This is a genomic window from Microbacterium sp. bgisy189 (assembly GCF_965345345.1).
Taxonomy (GTDB): Bacteria; Actinomycetota; Actinomycetes; order Actinomycetales; family Microbacteriaceae; genus Microbacterium.
On the sequence record NZ_CBDRMZ010000001.1, the window covers coordinates 402175 to 418616 of the forward strand.

General features: G+C 72.1%; 14 protein-coding genes, 1 pseudogene and 1 riboswitch. Of the genes and pseudogenes, 4 read left to right on the top strand and 11 right to left on the bottom strand.

Annotated elements, in window-relative coordinates:
• Positions 1-33: 33 nt before the first annotated feature.
• The 5 genes from hemL to hemE form a co-directional block, all read right to left on the bottom strand.
• Complete coding sequence (gene hemL / locus ACSF8R_RS01950) at positions 34-1353, bottom strand: glutamate-1-semialdehyde 2,1-aminomutase (RefSeq protein WP_434810156.1); 1320 nt, start codon at positions 1351-1353, stop codon at positions 34-36.
• On the bottom strand, positions 1341-2306 hold the full coding sequence (gene hemB, locus ACSF8R_RS01955) for a porphobilinogen synthase (protein ID WP_434810157.1): 966 nt from the start codon (positions 2304-2306) through the stop codon (positions 1341-1343). The genes hemL and hemB overlap by 13 nt, the downstream gene beginning before the upstream one ends.
• A 1-nt stretch (position 2307) precedes the next feature.
• Positions 2308-3237 carry a hydroxymethylbilane synthase gene (gene hemC / locus ACSF8R_RS01960; protein WP_434810158.1) on the bottom strand — a complete coding sequence of 310 codons (930 nt, stop codon included), beginning with the start codon at positions 3235-3237 and terminating at the stop codon, positions 2308-2310.
• Positions 3238-3528: 291 nt separating this feature from the next.
• Complete coding sequence (locus ACSF8R_RS01965) at positions 3529-4761, bottom strand: protoporphyrinogen/coproporphyrinogen oxidase (protein WP_434810159.1); 1233 nt, start codon at positions 4759-4761, stop codon at positions 3529-3531.
• Between the two features lie 11 nt (positions 4762-4772).
• Positions 4773-5822, bottom strand: coding sequence for a uroporphyrinogen decarboxylase (gene hemE / locus ACSF8R_RS01970; RefSeq protein ID WP_434810375.1), 1050 nt, complete (start codon positions 5820-5822; stop codon positions 4773-4775).
• Positions 5823-5864: 42 nt separating this feature from the next.
• Between hemE and ACSF8R_RS01975 the strand changes: the two genes are divergently transcribed.
• Positions 5865-7121 (top strand): glutamyl-tRNA reductase, encoded by a 1257-nt coding sequence (locus ACSF8R_RS01975; RefSeq protein WP_434810160.1) that lies wholly within the window; start codon positions 5865-5867, stop codon positions 7119-7121.
• 21 nt (positions 7122-7142) lie between these two features.
• Here the strand turns inward: ACSF8R_RS01975 and ACSF8R_RS01980 are convergent, their stop codons facing one another.
• From ACSF8R_RS01980 to ACSF8R_RS01995, 4 genes and pseudogenes are all read right to left on the bottom strand, one after another.
• Positions 7143-7469, bottom strand: coding sequence for a hypothetical protein (locus tag ACSF8R_RS01980; protein WP_434810161.1), 327 nt, complete (start codon positions 7467-7469; stop codon positions 7143-7145).
• Positions 7470-7499: 30 nt separating this feature from the next.
• Positions 7500-9086, bottom strand: a complete 1587-nt coding sequence (locus tag ACSF8R_RS01985; RefSeq protein ID WP_434810162.1) for an AMP-binding protein — start codon at positions 9084-9086, stop codon at positions 7500-7502.
• Between the two features lie 116 nt (positions 9087-9202).
• On the bottom strand, positions 9203-10270 hold the full coding sequence (locus ACSF8R_RS01990; protein WP_434810163.1) for a Glu/Leu/Phe/Val dehydrogenase dimerization domain-containing protein: 1068 nt from the start codon (positions 10268-10270) through the stop codon (positions 9203-9205).
• A gap of 203 nt (positions 10271-10473) precedes the next feature.
• Positions 10474-10593 (bottom strand): annotated as a pseudogene (locus tag ACSF8R_RS01995) (UBP-type zinc finger domain-containing protein); the annotation flags it as partial.
• Positions 10594-10629: 36 nt separating this feature from the next.
• A riboswitch (TPP riboswitch) is annotated at positions 10630-10731 on the top strand.
• Here ACSF8R_RS01995 and ACSF8R_RS02000 point away from each other — a divergent pair.
• On the top strand, positions 10723-12024 hold the full coding sequence (locus tag ACSF8R_RS02000) for an MFS transporter (RefSeq protein WP_434810164.1): 1302 nt from the start codon (positions 10723-10725) through the stop codon (positions 12022-12024). It overlaps the preceding riboswitch by 9 nt.
• Before the next feature lie 7 nt (positions 12025-12031).
• Here the strand turns inward: ACSF8R_RS02000 and ACSF8R_RS02005 are convergent, their stop codons facing one another.
• The gene (locus ACSF8R_RS02005; protein ID WP_434810376.1) at positions 12032-13327 is read right to left on the bottom strand and encodes an NAD(P)/FAD-dependent oxidoreductase; all 1296 of its coding nucleotides are present in this window, start codon (positions 13325-13327) and stop codon (positions 12032-12034) included.
• A gap of 16 nt (positions 13328-13343) precedes the next feature.
• On the opposite strand from ACSF8R_RS02005, the gene ACSF8R_RS02010 reads away from it, so the two are divergent.
• On the top strand, positions 13344-13826 hold the full coding sequence (locus ACSF8R_RS02010; RefSeq protein ID WP_434810165.1) for a YbaK/EbsC family protein: 483 nt from the start codon (positions 13344-13346) through the stop codon (positions 13824-13826).
• A 203-nt stretch (positions 13827-14029) separates the two neighbouring features.
• Here ACSF8R_RS02010 and ACSF8R_RS02015 read toward each other — a convergent pair whose 3' ends face one another.
• Entirely contained in the window at positions 14030-14746 is a 717-nt protein-coding gene (locus tag ACSF8R_RS02015; protein ID WP_434810377.1) for an IclR family transcriptional regulator, read from the bottom strand.
• Positions 14747-14853: 107 nt separating this feature from the next.
• Between ACSF8R_RS02015 and hutH the strand changes: the two genes are divergently transcribed.
• A complete protein-coding gene (gene hutH, locus ACSF8R_RS02020; RefSeq protein WP_434810166.1) occupies positions 14854-16434 on the top strand; it encodes a histidine ammonia-lyase in 1581 nt (526 codons plus the stop codon).
• The last annotated feature ends 8 nt before the right edge of the window (positions 16435-16442 follow it).

Genomic DNA, 16442 nt, shown 5'->3' on the forward strand with positions numbered 1-16442 from the left:
AGTCGTGTGACGTGGCTGGGCTCTCCGCGCGCCTCACGCCGACGCGGCGGCCGCAGCCCGGGCCGCGGCGGGCAGTGCGTCGAGGATGCGCTCGACGGCGCCGTCGTCGTGGGATGCCGAGAGGAACCACGCCTCGAACACCGACGGCGGCAGGGAGACGCCGGCATCGAGCATCGCGCGGAAGAACGGCGGGTAGCGGAACGCGTCCTGCGCCTTCACCTGCGCGTAGTCGCGCGGCGGGTCGGCGCTGAACGCGATCGAGAACAGGTTGCCGGCGCGCTGGATGCTGTGGGCCACGCCCTCGGCGGTCAACGCGGTGGAGGCGGCGTCGGCGACAGTGACGGATGCCGCGTCGATGACGGCGTACGCATCGGTGTTGAGGTGCTGCAGCGTCGCGAGGCCCGCCGCGACGGCGAGCGGATTGCCGCTGAGCGTGCCCGCCTGGTACACCGGGCCGAGCGGGGCGAGCAGGTCCATCAGCTCGGCGCGTCCGCCCAAGGCTGCAAGCGGCAGGCCGCCGCCGACGACCTTGCCGAACGTGAGGATGTCGGGGGTGAACGCCACCGGGTCGATGCCCCACCAGCCGGCGGACGACACGCGGAACCCGGTGAGCACCTCGTCGAGGATCAGCAGCGCACCGTGGGCGTGCACGATATCGGCGAGGGCCGCGTTGAACCCGGCGTCCGGCGGCACGAGCCCCATGTTGGCGGCCGCGGCTTCGACGATGACTGCGGCGATCTCGCCGCCGCGGGCCGCGAAGGTCTCACGCACGGCGTCGAGGTCGTTGTACGGCAGGACGAGCGTCTGCGCGGCGACAGCGGCGGGGACACCGGCGGAACCGGGCATCGCGAGGGTCGCGACCCCGGAGCCGGCCTCGGCCAGCAGCCCGTCAGAGTGGCCGTGGTAGTGGCCGGCGAACTTCACGATAAGGTCGCGACCGGTCGCGCCGCGTGCGAGCCGGAGCGCCGTCATGGTGGCTTCGGTGCCGGTGGAGACGAGTCGGAGCTTCTCAACCGGGCGGGCGCCGTCGCGGTCGAGCCGGGCGCGAATGAGCTCGGCCAGCTGCGTCTCGCCCGGCGTAGAGGCCCCGAACCCGAGGCCGTGGGCCGCTGCCTGCTGCACGGCATCCACGACGGCCGGGTGCGCGTGCCCGAGAATCGCGGGGCCCCACGAGCCGACGAGGTCGACGTATTCGCGACCCTCAACGTCGGTGACGTACGCGCCGCGGGCGGAGGTGAAGAACCGGGGGTCGGCGCCGACCGAGCCGAACGCGCGAACGGGGGAGTTGACGCCGCCGGGCATGGCCTGGCGGGCGCGGGCGAATTCTTCGGCGTTCGTGGTCATCGCAGCCATCCCGCAATCTCGGTCGCCCAGTAGGTCAGCACGGCATCGGCCCCCGCGCGCTTGATGCCGAGCACCGACTCCTCGATCGCCCGGCGGCGGTCGATCCAGCCGTGCGCGGCAGCGGCCTCGATCATCGCGTATTCGCCCGACACCTGGTACGCCCACACCGGCACGGGGGAGGCTGCAGCGGCGTCGGCGAGCACGTCGAGGTAGCTCATCGCAGGCTTGACCATCACGACATCCGCACCCTCGGCGACGTCGAGTTCGATCTCGCGCAGCCCCTCGCGGCGGTTCGCCGGGTCCATCTGGTACGTACGGCGGTCGCCCTCCAGCGAAGACTGCACCGCCTCGCGGAACGGGCCGTAGAACGCCGACGCGTACTTGGCCGCGTAGCCGAGGATCGCGGTGTCGGTGTGGCCCGCCTCCTCCAGCGCGTCGCGCACGGCGGCGACCTGGCCGTCCATCATGCCCGACAGGCCGAGCAGCTCGGAGCCGGCGTCGGCCTGTGCGAGCGCCATGTCGCGGTAGCGCACGAGCGATGCGTCGTTGTCGATGCGGCCGTCGGCGTCGAGCACACCGCAGTGGCCGTGGTCGGTGAACTCATCCAGGCACAGGTCGGTCTGCACGACGAGCGCGCCGCCCGCCTCGGCGACCGCGACCCGGGTCGCGACGTTCAGGATGCCGCCGGGGTCGGTCGCACCCGACCCGGTCGCATCTTTGTGCTCGGGCACCCCGAACAGCATGATGCCGCCGACGCCCGCAGCTGCGGCATCCGTGATCGCCCGCTTGAACGAGTCGAGGGAGTGCTGCACGACGCCCGGCATCGACGAGATCGGCACCGGCTCGCTCGCCCCCTCGCGGATGAACATCGGCAGGATGAGGTCGGCGGGGTGCAGGCGGTGCTCCGCGGTGAGGCGCCGCATGGCGGGGGTGGCGCGCAGGCGCCGGGGACGGTCGATCATGTCAGGCCTCGGTTGTGTTCGGTGCAGTCGTGAGTGCGGCGGCGCCCGCGGCGAGCAGTTCGTCAGCGGCACGCACGGCGAGCTCGGCCGGGGCGTCGCGGTCGGGCCACGCAGCGGCGTGGGATGCCGTGAGCACCGTCGTGCCGTCGTGGCTGTAGACGCGGGCGGAGAGGAACAGCAGCTCATCCTCGATGAGCGCGTGCGCGCCGACCGGTGCCGAGCAGCCCGCCTCCAGTCGGGCGAGCACGCCGCGCTCGGCTTCGGCTGCGGCGCGAGTGGGGGTGTGGTCGATCGCGCGGACGAGGGGCTCCTCGCCGCGGCGCACCTCGATCGCGAGCGCACCCTGCGCCGGGGCGGTGGGCCACGCGTCGAGGTCGAGGTATTCGGTGACCACGTCGGTCTCGCCGAGGCGGCTGAGGCCGGCGGCGGCGAGGATCACGGCATCCAGTTCACCGTCGGCGACGAACGCGAGCCGGGTGCCGACGTTGCCGCGGATGTCGACGACCTCGACGTCAGGACGCTTGGCGCGCAGCTGCGCGGCGCGGCGGGGCGAGCCGGTGCCGACGCGGGCGCCGGGCGGCAGGGTGTCGAGGGTGAGGCCGTCGCGGGCGCAAAGCGCATCGCGTGCGTCTTCGCGGGCGGGAACGGCGGCGACCGAGAACGCCGGATGCGGCGCGGTCGGCAGGTCCTTGAAGGAGTGGACGATGACGTCGACGTCGCCCGCTTCGAGCGCGTCGCGCAGGGCGCCCGTGAACAGCCCCGTGCCGCCGGCCCTCGAGAGGGGCTCGCGGGAGCGGTCGCCGTGCGTCGTGATCGTGATCAGCTCGGTCGCGCGCCCCGTCGCGGCCGTGATCGCGTCAGCGACGTGCCCCGTCTGGGTGAGGGCGAGGGCGCTGCCCCGGGTGCCGATGCGCAGGGGAGCAGAGTGCATGCATCCATCCTCCCCCGGTGCGGGAGCGGCGGCAAACCGGGCGGCGCCTGGCGGGCCGGCGCCGCGGCCCACCGCCGCTCTTCGCGCGCGGCGCCGCCCGCTCGCCTGTCACGTTCGGCGGTCGCGGGGCGTGGATTGTGACAGGTGAGCGGGGCACGGTGCCGCTCAGCTGTCACGATCGCGGGTCGCGGGGCGTGGATTGTGACAGGTGAGCAGAGCACGGTGCCGCTCAGCTGTCACGATCGCGGGTCGCGGGGCGTGGATTGTGACAGGTGAGCAGTCGGCGTTGCGTCAGACGAGCAGGCCCATGACGGTGCGGTGGGCGTGCGCGATGATGCCGGCCAAGCCGGAGCCGGCGACGGTTTCGCCGACCGTGGGGAGGGCGGATGCCGTGGGGAGGGTGGATGCCGGGGCCGGTGCCGGGCGGGTCCACTCGATGCGGGCGAAACCGTCGACCGCGTCGAATCGACCGCCCAGCAACGCTTCGGCGTCGGCGCGCGCCACAGCCTCGAGGCCCGTGGGCTCGACGTCGTACGACAGGCGCACGACGTGCCGGTCACCCGCGGCCTCACGCAGCCACGCCCACTTCGTCGTCGCATGGGTGAGGGCCCGCGCCTGGATGCCGGGGGCCCCGTGCGCGACGAGCAGCCCAGACCCGCGGGGTGCCGCGTCGAGCCACGACGCGTCGACGACGAGCGTCGCGAGCACGATCCGCCGGCCGGGTGCCGCCGGCGCGGCGACCCCGGGCGCGGCGACGATCGCGCGACCGGCCACCGCGGTGGGGTCGTCGACGCGGGATTTGAGACGGATCTCCACACCCGTCTGGCGCGCGTCATCCGCGAGGGCGGTGATGAGTCGGTGCATGCCGCCGCGGATGCCGGCGACGGCCGATCCCGGGGGCGCCGCGGCGCGGACGGCGGCGATGGCGGGGCCGAGGCGGCCGTGCTCGGCGAGGGCGGCGGGCAGCCCGGGGTGCGCGCGCGCGACGGCCAGCTCGTCGGGGTGGAGCGAGTGCACGCCGTGCACGACGGGTGCGACGAGTCGGTCGAGCAGGTCGGCGCCCATGCGCTGCCGCACGAGCTCGCCGAGAGATTCGGGCAGCTCGTCGGTTGCGGGCTCGGCATCCCACGCCGCCGCGCGAGCCGCGGCATCCGCGCCGATCACCGCGATCACGTCGGACGCGAGCGGGTCGACGGGGATGCCGAGCAGACCCGTCGCCGGCAGCTGCACCGCGTCGCCGGCCGCCGGTTGCAGCCAGGCGGGTCCCGGCCGCGGCGCGACGATGTCGTCGCCGAGACCGAGTTCGCCCAGGAGCGCCGCGACCGTCCCGCCACGCACCGCGAAGCTCTCGGCACCGGCATCCAGCACCAGGCCTGCGACCTCGTGGGCGGCGACGGGGCCGCCGAGGCGATCGGTGGCCTCGTGCAGCACGACCGACGCGCCAGCACGGGCGAGCGCCCGCGCCGTCACGAGCCCGGCGACACCGCCGCCGATGACCTCGAAGTCCGCGTGCACTGCGCCCACCACCGCCCCGCTCAGAGCGAGTGAACGAGTTCGACCAGGCGGGTCAGCACCGTCGGATCGGTCTCGGGCGGCACGCCGTGACCGAGGTTCACGATGTGCGCCGGGGCCGTCTTGCCGCGCTCGACGACCTCGCGCGCGTGCGCTTCGAGCACGGACCACGGCGCGAAGAGCAGCGCCGGGTCGATGTTGCCCTGCAACGGCACGCCACCGCCGAGGCGACGCGAGGCCTCATCGAGCGGCAGACGCCAGTCGACGCCCATGACATCGGCGCCGATGCCGTGCATCGTCGGCAGCAGCTCACCGGTGCCGACGCCGAAGTGCACGATCGGCACGCCGAGCGCCTTCGCGTGAGCGATCGCATCGGCCGAGTGCCGCACGACGTGCTCGGTGTAGTCGCGGACGCTGAGTGACCCCGCCCACGAGTCGAACAGCTGCCCGGCCGAAGCGCCCGCCTCGATCTGTGCCGCCAGGAACGCGCCGGTGATGCGGGCGCACCATGCCAGCAGCGCCGCCCAGGTGTCCGGGTCGGAGTGCATGAGCGCGCGGGTGCGCAGCTGCTCCTTCGACGGCCCGCCTTCCACGAGGTAGGAGGCGAGCGTGTACGGGGCGCCGGCGAACCCGATGAGCGGCGTCGCGCCGAGGGATGCGACGGTGAGGGCCACGGCATCCCGCACCGGCTGGAGCGCTGCGGGGTCGAGTTCGGGCAGGGCGGCGACCGCGGCGGCGTCGCGCACCGGCTCGGCGAGCACGGGGCCGCGACCGGGCACGATCGTCACGTCGACACCGGCCTGTCGCACCGGGATCACGATGTCGCTGAAGAACACCGCGGCATCCACGCCGTGCCGACGAACCGGCTGCAGCGTGATCTCGGCCGCCATGTCGGGGGTGAGGCACGCGTCGAGCATGTCGGTACCCATGCGCAGTTCGCGATACTCGGGCAGCGAACGCCCCGCCTGCCGCATGAACCAGACCGGCAGGGTCGCGGGGCGATTGCCGCGCAGTGCCTCCAGAAGGGGGGACCCGGCCACCCTTCCATCACGCAGGGGATGGGAATCGGACAGCGTTGGGGACCCGTTCAGCGACACAGCGTTAACATTAGTTCCGTGCTCCTGTGCCTTTCCGCCAACCACCGGAATGCGGGTCTCGACGTGCTCGAGGCCCTCTCCGTCGGTGCGCCGCAGGCCACACGCACCCTCGTCGACGACGTCGCGTTCGTCTCGGGAGCCGTCGTCCTCGCGACCTGCAACCGCTTCGAGGCCTACCTCGACATCGATGAGCCGCTCACCGGTGGCGCCGCCGTCGCGTCGGAATCGGTTGTGGATGCCATGGCCGCAGCCAGCGGGCTCACCCCTGACGAGCTGCGGACCTCCGTGCACGTGCACGAGGGCGATCGGGTCATCTCACACCTGTTCTCGGTGACGAGCGGGCTCGAATCGATGGCCGTGGGTGAAGACGAGATCTCGGGTCAGGTGCGCCGCGCGCTCGACGACGCCCGCACCGAGGGAACGTCGTCGAGCGACCTCGAGCGCCTGTTCCAGAAGGCGCTGCACACGAGCCGTGGCGTACGCAACCGCACGTCGCTGCGCGGCGCGCACCGCTCGCTCGTGCGGCTCGCGCTCGACCTCGCCTCCAGCCGCATCACCGACTGGTCGAAGGCCCGCGTGCTCGTCGTCGGCACCGGCCGCTACGCCGCCCGCACGGTCGGCGCCGTCCGCGCCCTCGGCGCAGACGACCTGCGCGTGTACTCGCCGTCGGGCCGCGCCGCAGCCTTCGCATCGACGCACGGGCTCGTCGCAGAGCCGTCCTTCGCGGATGCCGCGCATCAAGCCGACGTGGTCATCACCTGCACGACCGATGCCGTCGTCCACGCCGACGCGTTCGCACCCGGCCACCGCGTGCTCGTGATCGACCTGGGGCTGCCCCGCAACGTCGACGCCGAGGTCGGCGCCGTCGACGGGGTCGAACTGCTCGACCTCGAAACCATCAAGTTGCACGAGCCGCTCGCCGAGTTCGACGCGCACGCCCACGCCCGCGCGCTCGTGGGGGATGCGGCATCCGAATACGCCGCCGACATCGCCGCCGGCCCCGCCATCACGGCACTGCGCCGCGAAGTGCACGCCCTGCTCGACGCCGAGATCGCCAGGGCCCGCGCCCGTGGCGCCGGAGACGAGACCGAAGCGGCGCTGCGCCACCTCGCGGGAGTGCTGCTGCACGGCCCCTCCGTCCGCATCCGCGACCTCGCGCTGCAGGGGCGCATCGCCGAGGTCGAACAGGCCATGCGAACCCTGCACGACATCGCCGTGCCGCCGGCCGTGACCCCCGCCGTCACCCGCCCCGACGAGCGCGAACAGTCCGCCTGACCCGGCTCTTGCCAGGGGTGTTCAGGCGCGGCGGAACGTGAAGTAGCCGACGACGACGCCCCGTGTGACGACACCTTCGCCGGTGCCCCACATCTTCTGGGAGGTGGACGCCCCGGTCTGCACGAACGTGTATCCGGTGTGCTCGAGGCGCCAGCCGATCTGCTCAACGTGCGTGAGGAAGTAGCCGACGTGGTCGTCGCTGCCGATGAGGTTCTCGCTCGACCCCCACGATGACTGCGCGCCGCCCAGCCCGCTCACTTCGAACTGCAGGTGCAGCACGGTGTCGCCGCGGTCGAAGGCCTCATGGGCCTGGTGCATCATCCGATCGGCGGCGTCCTGCGCGGGCATCGTGCTCCTCTGACTCGGGACTGTGGCGGTTCAGGCCTGTTCGCGCGCCCGCAGATCCTTGCGGAGGATCTTGCCGGAGGCGGACTTCGGCACCTGGTCGATGAACTCTACCCGGCGCACCTTCTTGTGCGGCGCGACGTTGTCGGCCACGAACGCCATCACCTCGTCGGCGGTCAGCCCCGAATCGGGCACCGCAACGATGAACGCCTTCGGAATCTCCTGCTTCTCGTCGTCGAGGACGCCGATGACCGCGGCATCCATCACCTTCGGGTGCCCCAGCAGCAGCGCTTCGAGCTCAGCCGGAGCGATCTGGTAGCCCTTGTACTTGATGAGCTCCTTGAGTCGGTCGACGATCGTGTACCAGCCGCGTTCGTCGTGCGTCGCGATATCACCGGTGTGCAAGAAGCCGTCGGCGTCGATCGTCTCGGCCGTCGCATCGGGGCGGTTCAGGTAGCCGAGCATCACCTGCGGACCCTTGACCCACAGTTCGCCCGGTGCGGTCACACCGTCGTCGCCGAACTCGGTGATCTCTGCCCCCGTCTCGGTGTCGACGAGCTTGCAGATCGTGTTCGGCAGCGCGACACCGACCGAGCTCACCGGCACGTCGTCCCGCGTGTAGGGCATGGCGTGCGAGACCGGCGAGAGCTCACTCATGCCGTACCCCTGGAACATGCGCGCATGGATGCGGCTCCCCGCCAGCTCCGCCGTCTCGCCGTCGAGGGGTGCCGCGCCCGAGAACACCGAATGCACGGTCGAGATGTCGAACGTGTCGACGATGGGGTGCTTGGCGAGCGCCACCGCGATCGGGGGCGCGATGTAGAGGTACGTGCACGCGAAGGCCTGGATGTTGGTGAGGAACTGCTCCAGATCGAACCGCGGCATCGTGACCAGGCTCGCCCGTTGCCGCAGCGCCAGGTTCAACAGCACCGTCATGCCGTAGATGTGGAAGAACGGCAGCACCGCCAGCACCCGGTCGCTGCCTTTCAGGTCGATGTTCACGCGGCACTGCTCGACGTTCGCGACGAGGTTGCGGTGGTTCAGCATGACGCCCTTCGGGACGCCCGTCGTGCCCGACGAGTACGGCAGGACGGCGACGTGCGTGGCCGGGTCGAAGATCACTTCCGGTGGCGACTGCTGTTCGGTGAGCAGTTCACGCAGGTTCGGGTGTCCCTCGGCGCCGTCGAGCACGATGAGGTGGTCATCGGCGATGCCGACGGATGCCGCGGCCTCCTTGGCCTGGGGGAGCAGCGGGCTCACGGTGATGAGCCAGGTGGCGCCGGCATCCGTCAACTGCTTCGCGATCTCACCCGCCGTGTACAGCGAGTTGATCGTCGTCACGACACCGCCGACGCGCAGGATGCCGTGGAACACCGTCGCGAACGCCGGCACGTTCGGGCACAGCAGCCCGACGACCGTGCCGACCTCGGCGCCGCGCGCGGCAAGTGCCCCCGCGAAGGCGTTCACCTGGGCGCGCAGCGCACCGTAGGTCGTCTCTGCGGCCGTTGCCGGATCGATCAGTGCGACCCGTGTGAGCTCGTCATCGGTGAGCGAGCCGAACAGGAAGTCGTAGATGCCCTGGTTCGGAATCTCGACGTCAGGGAAGGGGCTGGTGAACACGGATCGTCTCCCTCGAAGATCACTCCCCGGCCTCGTCGCCGGGATTCGATCCTCTCACCGGTGGCACTCGGGATCAACCGCCGCGGGACTGGGTTTCGACCCGTGTGATCCGCGCGTCAGACCAGCGCGTGGGCTCCTGCCTGGAGGCGTGCCGCAGCGAGCGCTTCGGCCGCCGCGAGCGGCGTCGTGCCGTCGTGCTCGGCGCGGTCGAAGATCGTGCGGATCGTGTCGCCGATTCCTGCGACGCGCGCGAACACCTCATCGCGCGAACCGAGATGCTTGGCGACCAGGTCGAGGTAGATGACCCCGCCCGCGTTCACGACGAAGTCGGGGGCGTAGAGGATGCCGCGGTCTGCCAGACGCTGCGCCCCGCTGTGGGCGGCGAGCGGGTTGTTGGCCGGGCCGCACACCGCGCGCGCATCGAGCGCGTCGATCGTCTCGTCGTCGAGCACCCCGCCGATGCCGGCGGGCACGAACACCTCTGCGGGCACCGTGTGCTCGGTGCCGGGTGCGACCCACGTCGCGCCGAGCTCGGCGGCCAGGTGCAGTTTGTCGGGATTGACGTCGGTGACCGTGAGCGCGGCACCCTCCGTCGACAGGCGCACGGCGAGGCGGCTGCCGACCTGGCCGAGGCCCGAGATCGTGATGCGACGACCGGCGACGTCGGGGGAGCCGGTCACCCGCTCGAGCGTCGCGCGCAGCGACTCGTAGACGCCGAGGCTCGTCGGGCCGGCAGGCTCGCCCGAACCGCCGACGGTGTCGGGCAGGCCCACGACGTGCTCGGTGCGCTCCGAGACGACGAGCATGTCGCCCGTGGTCGAACCCACGTCTTCCGCCGTGCGGTACAGGCCGCCCATCAGCTCGACCGCGTCACCGAGGTCGAGGAAGGCGGCGCGACGGCGTTCGGCATCGAGCACCGTGCCGGGCGGCAGAGCGATGACGGACTTTCCGCCACCGGCATCCAGTCCCGCGGCCGCGTTCTTCAGCGTCATCGCGGCCGACAGTCGCAGGGCGTCGCCGAGCGCATCGCTCCAGTGCGGGTAGGTCCACAGCCGGGCGCCACCGAGGGCGGAGCCGAGGACGGACGAGTGCAGGGCGACGGTGATGAACAGGCCACTGCGCCGTCCGGTGATCACCTCCACGCGCTCGTGGGTGACATCGGGCAAGGGCAGAGCGTGGGTCATCGCGTTCTCTTTCGGCCGGCCTTGTGGGCGTGCACTCGCGGCCCGCGGCGTTGCGGGTCCATGACCATTGTGCGCCTGATCGCGTCGATTTGCGAGCAGATTCGCTGCGCGATGGCTCGCGAGATTGCGCGAACTGTCGCGAAACGGCCCTCCGGGCGACAGTTTCGGCAATCTCGGCGGCGGGGTGGATGCGGTCAGGCGAGGCCGACGTGCCCGCACGCCGCGCACCTGCGCAGATGCACCCACCAGCCGTCCACCGCGTCGCATTCGGCGCAGCCATCGCCCGAAGGCGGTGCCGTCGTGTCGAATCGTGTGTCCGTCATGTGGTCAGGCTGCCCATCCGGCGGCCACTATGCTCGGGTCCCGACACGGGGTGCCGATGCGTTCGCGCGGCGGCTGAGATCACACCCGTCGAACCTGATCTCGATCATGCGAGCGAAGGGATGTCGCCGATGAGCGTGCACCTGACCACACCGTCCACCCATACAGCCACCCCCGCCGGGCCCCCGGAAGGCCGGTCGCGACGCGCAGTCGCCGCGGCATCCATCGGGACCGTGCTGGAGTGGTACGACTTCTTCCTCTACGGCACCGCGGCAGCCCTCGTCTTTCCGACGCTGTTCTTCACGCGTGAAGAGCCGCTGACGGCGATCCTGCTGTCGTTCGCCGTCTACGCCACCGGCTTCATCGCGCGACCGATCGGCGGACTCGTCTCGGCGCACTTCGGCGACCGCATCGGCCGGCGGCGCACACTGCTCGCGACCCTCTTCGTCATGGGCACAGCGACCGCGCTCATCGGCGTGCTTCCGACCTACGAGCAGATCGGCGTCGCGGCCCCCGTGCTGCTGGTCGTGTTGCGATTCGCACAGGGCGCTGCCGCCGGCGGGGAGTGGAGCGGTGCCGCGCTGCTCGCCCTCGAGAGTGTCGGCACGCGCCGCGCCGTGGCCGGCGCGCTCGTGACGAGCGGACTCTACGTCGGGCTCATCCTGGGCAGTCTCGCGTTCACGATCGTCGCAGCCGCCGTCGGTGACGAGGGCCTGCTCGCGTGGGGATGGCGGCTGCCGTTCCTCGCCGGCGGCGCCCTGGTGCTGCTCGGACTGTACCTGCGCACACGCGTCGCCGAGACCCCCGAGTTCGACCGGGTCGTCGAAGGCGGCGACCGCGAGCGCGCGCCGCTGCGGGCCGCGCTCGTGGCGCCGCGCAACGTGTTCGCCGTGTTCCTCGTCCGGTTCGGCCAGAACGTGAGCTTCTACGTCGTCTCGGTGTTCTGCCTCGGCTACGCGACCACGGTGCTCGGCATGCCGAAGACCGTCACCCTCACGGCGCTTATGGTCGCCGCCGCCGTCGCCGCCGCGCTCTGCCCGGTGTGGGCGCTGCTGATCCGGCGCGCCGCGTGGGTCACCGGGGGAGCGCTCGCAGCGCTCGCAGTGCTCGCGGCACCGCTGTTCGTCGTGCTCGACACCCGTGACGCGACGCTCGTCGTCGCGGTGCTCACGCTCATGATCGGCATCGTCAACGCCGCTGCCGACGGCGTGCAGCCGGCCTGGCTCGCGTCGCTGTTCGACCCCGCGGTGCGTTACTCCGGCATGACGATCGGTCGCGAAGCGGCGGGAATCGTCGGCGGCGGACTCGCGCCGCTCGCGGCCACCGCGATGGTCGCGGCGACCGGCCACTGGTGGCCCGTCGCGACGCTCATGGCACTGGCGGCGCTCGTGGGCGCGGTCGGCGCGGTCATCGCGCGCCCCGTCACCCGCTGACGTCGGCTCAGACCAGCGCGAGCGCGCGGTGCACCGAGGCGACGGCACTCGAGACTTCGCCGGCGGCGGCGGCGGCACGCTTCATCGACCCGCGGCGCACGTCACCGGCGGCGAACACCCGTGGCGTCGACGTCTCGAACGGCAGCGGCTCGCGGCCCACGTGCTGCCAACGTGCGAGGGTCTGCACCTGCACATCGGTGCCGGTGCGGATGAACCCCTCGGCGTCGCGATCGAGCTGCGCGATCCAGTCGGTCGCGGGCTGTGCACCGATGAAGCAGAACAGGCCGCGGGCGTCGACCTCGCCGACTGTGTCGATGCCGACGGATGCCAGTGACCGTTCGCCGCCGAGCGACACGACGTTCAAGGCCATGCGCACCCGGATGCGGGGGTCTTCGGTGAGCCTTCCGACCAGGTATGACGACATCCGCGCGCCGAGATCGTCGCCGCGCACCACGAGGTCGACGGGGCAGTCGTTCGCAGCGAGATACAGCGCCGCCTGCCCGGCGGAGTTGGCACCGCCGACCACGACGACCGGTCGCCGGCGACCTGCCGCAGTTCGAGCGGGGTGGCGGCGTAGTAGATGCCGGCGCGCTCGAACTCGTCCCAGCGATCCAGCTGCAGACGGCGGTACGCGGCGCCCGAGGTGACGATCGCCGACCGTGCGCAGATGATGCGGCCGTCGGCGAGGGTGATGTCGAGGTTGTCGCCGGACTGCTCGAGCGAGACGGCGGCGCACGGTGCGTACACGCGCACGCCGAACTTCAGCGCCTGCAGCGTCGCCTGGCCGATCAGGTCGCCGCCGCCCATCAATTTCAAGGTCATCGCCGCCGTGCTGTTGCGCAGCCCCTCGCGGCGCGCCCACAGGGCGTGCAGCAGCAGGTCGCACAGCTCGTCGTCCTCGTCCATGAGCGCGCGCAGGTCGGCGCGGCTGACGAGGTGCACGAGTCCCGCTTCGGCGACCCGCAGCGACAGGAAGGGACGCTGCCCGTTGAGCGCGCCGAGTTCGCCGATGAAGGTGCGGCGGCCGCCGGTGCCGATGATCTCTTCGTCGATCCACTTCAGCTTCTCGCGCACGACCTCGACGAGCGCTGATTCGACGACGACGAGCGCCGGACCCTCCTGCCCTGCACGCACCAAGAACTCGCCGACTTCGGCGTCGTGCGGCGTCGCGTGCGATCGCAGCTTGTCCCACTGCTCGTCGGTCAACGTGGGATTCATGACGGTGCCGGATTCGTGCATGTTCGACACACTCGTCACCCGACCCGTGCCCGGGATCGGGGCCCGATCTGCCGTGCGCGAACACGGCTTAGGCTGAAGCGGTGACCGCGCCCGAAGACCTCTCGCCCCGCAGCCGACTCGTCCATGATGCGCTTCGCGCCAAGGGCATCGCCGGTGAGATCGTCATGCTGCCCGATGCCGCATCCACCGCCGTGCTGGCCGCGCAGGCCCTCGGCGTCGAGGTCGGCGCGATCGCCAACAGCCTCGTCTTCCAGTGCGACGACGCACCGCTGCTGGTGATGACCAGCGGTGCGCACCGCGTCGACACGGCCGCGCTCGCCGAACGTCTCGGCACCGGTCCGATCCGCCGGGCGACGCCCGAGCAGGTGCGCGATGCGACCGGGCAGGCGATCGGCGGCGTCGCACCCACGGGCCACCCCGCCCCGCTGCGCACGGTCGTCGATGCCGACCTGCGCGCGTTCGACGAGATCTGGGCTGCCGGCGGCACACCGCACACCGTCGTTCCGCTCACGTTCGACGAGCTGGTCGCGCTCACCGGTGCCACCGTCGCCGACGTCGCCTGAGCGCCCCCTCACGCACCCCCGGCGATGCGCGCGCAGGTCACGGCGGCAGCGGCCGACCATGCCTGCGGACGGCACGCGGCCGGATAGGGCGCGGGTGCCGGACGACCGGCTTCACCGGACGCGTCCCCGGCGTAGAGCTCCGGCATCCGATATTCGAACGACTCGGCCGCCTCACGAGACTGTGGCGTGGAGGCGGGGCGGCACTATCGCGCGTACAGGCGACGGGAGAGGGTCGATGCCGCGTCCGTCACCGCGGCGACGAGCACCTGTTCATCGCGATCGGCGTCAGCGGGCCACGTGACGGCGACGGCGGCGGCGGGCCAGCCGGCGTGATCGCGCACGGCAACGCCGACCGATCGCAGGCGCGTTGTGACCTCGCCGTCTTCGGCGGCGTGCCCCGCGGCGCGGACCCGCTGCAGAACGGGTCGTAGCTCCGACAGCCGCCGGGGCCCGCGGCCGGTGCGGTCGGCGAAGGCCCCGGCATCCGGGAACAGCGCCCGCACCTGCGCGGCGGGCAGCAGCGCGAGCATCGCCCGCCCCGTCGCGGTGAGATGCGCGGGCAGCCGCACGCCCACGTCGGTCACGAGGGCGGGCCGGCGCGGCGCCCGCTCCTCGACGATGTACAGCACGTCGCGCCCGGTCATGACGGCCAGGTGCGCGCTCTCACCGACCCGGTCGGCCAGCGCCGCGACGAGCGGTCGACCGATGCGCGCGAGCGGTTCTTGCCGGGCGAACCCGCCGGCGAGTTCGAACGCGGCGGTGCCGAGTCCCCAGCGGCGCTCGGCCTCGAGGTGCACGACGAACCCGTGGGCAGCCATCGCGGCCAGCAGGTGATAAACGGTCGATCGAGGGATGCCGAGGGCATCGGCGATCGTGCGCGCGGCGACAGGGCCGCGCTGGCGCGCGAGGTAGCCGAGCATTCGCAGCGTCTGGTCGGCGGCCGGCACCTGCGGCTTGTCTGGGATCACAGACACATGATGCCATCCACCCTGTGGCGACGCGCACCGCGGGGGAGTGGAATCGGAGCATGCCTCCGATCGAGACCGTCACCGTCGGCGCCCGCCCGCTCACCCCGGCCGAGCTCGTCACCGTCGCCCGCCACGACGCCACCGTCGTCATCGACCCCGCCGCGCTCGCCCGTGTCGCCGAGACCCGCGCCCTCGTCGAGCGCCTCGCCGACGACCCCGAACCGCACTACGGCATCTCGACCGGATTCGGCGCGCTCGCCACGACCTTCATCGCACCGGAGCGTCGCCGGCAGCTGCAGGCGAGCCTCATCCGGTCCCACGCCGCAGGCACCGGTGCTGAGGTCGAGCGCGAGGTCGTGCGATCGATCCAGCTGCTGCGCCTGCAGACCCTCGCGACCGGCCGCACCGGCGTCCGCCCCGTCGTCGTCGAGACATACGCCGCCCTCCTGAACGCCGGCATCGCGCCCATCGTGCGCGAGTACGGATCGCTGGGCTGCTCCGGTGATCTCGCACCGCTCTCGCACATCGCGCTCGCGGCGATGGGCGAAGGCGAGGTGCGCGACGCCGAGGGGCACCTGCGTCCCGCCGCCGATGTGCTCGACGAAGCCGGGATCGTCCCGCTCGTGCTGGAGGAGAAGGAGGGCCTCGCCCTCATCAACGGCACCGACGGCATGCTCGGGATGCTGCTGCTCGCCCTCCACGACCTCGACGTGCTGCTGACGACCGCCGACGTCGCAGCGGCCCTCTCGATCGAGAGCCAGCTCGGCACCGACGCCGTCTTCGCCGCCGACCTCATGGCGCTGCGCCCGCAGCTCGGCCAGGCCGACTCCGCCGCGAACCTCCGCGCCTTCCTCGCCGATTCGCCGGTCGTCGCGAGCCACCGCGACCCCGCCGTGTGCACCCGTGTTCAGGACGCCTACTCACTGCGCTGCTCGCCGCAGGTGCACGGCGCCGCCCGCGACACCATCGACCACGCCCGCACGATCGCGGTGCGAGAGCTGTCGGCCGCCGTCGACAACCCGGTCATCACCCCCGACGGCCGGGTCGAATCCAACGGCAACTTCCACGGCGCGCCGGTCGCGTACGTGCTCGACTTCCTCGCGATCGCCGTCGCCGACGTCGCCTCGATCTCGGAGCGCCGCACCGACCGGGCGCTGGACCGCACCCGCAGCCACGGCCTGCCGCCGTTCCTCGCGGACGAGGTCGGCGTCGACTCGGGTCTCATGATCGCGCAGTACGCCGCAGCCGGCATCGTCTCCGAGCTCAAGCGCCTCGCGGTGCCGGCATCCGTCGACTCGATCCCGTCATCGGCGATGCAGGAGGACCACGTGTCGATGGGCTGGTCGGCCGCCCGCAAGCTGCGCCGCGGCGTCGACGGGCTCGCCCGTGTGCTCGCGATCGAGGTCATCACCGGATGCCGCGCCCTCGACCTGCGCGCCCCCCTGCAGCCCGGCCCCGCCACCGGCGCCGTCCGCGACCTGCTGCGCACCGTCGTCGCGGGCCCCGGCCCCGACCGATTCGTCTCGCCCGACCTGGAGACGGCAACCGACCTGGTGCTGTCGGGCGCTATCGCCGCGGCCGCGGTGGCTGCGGCATCCACTTCTTCGGAGATTCACGCAACTTCGGAGGCCACGCCGTGAATCCGTCC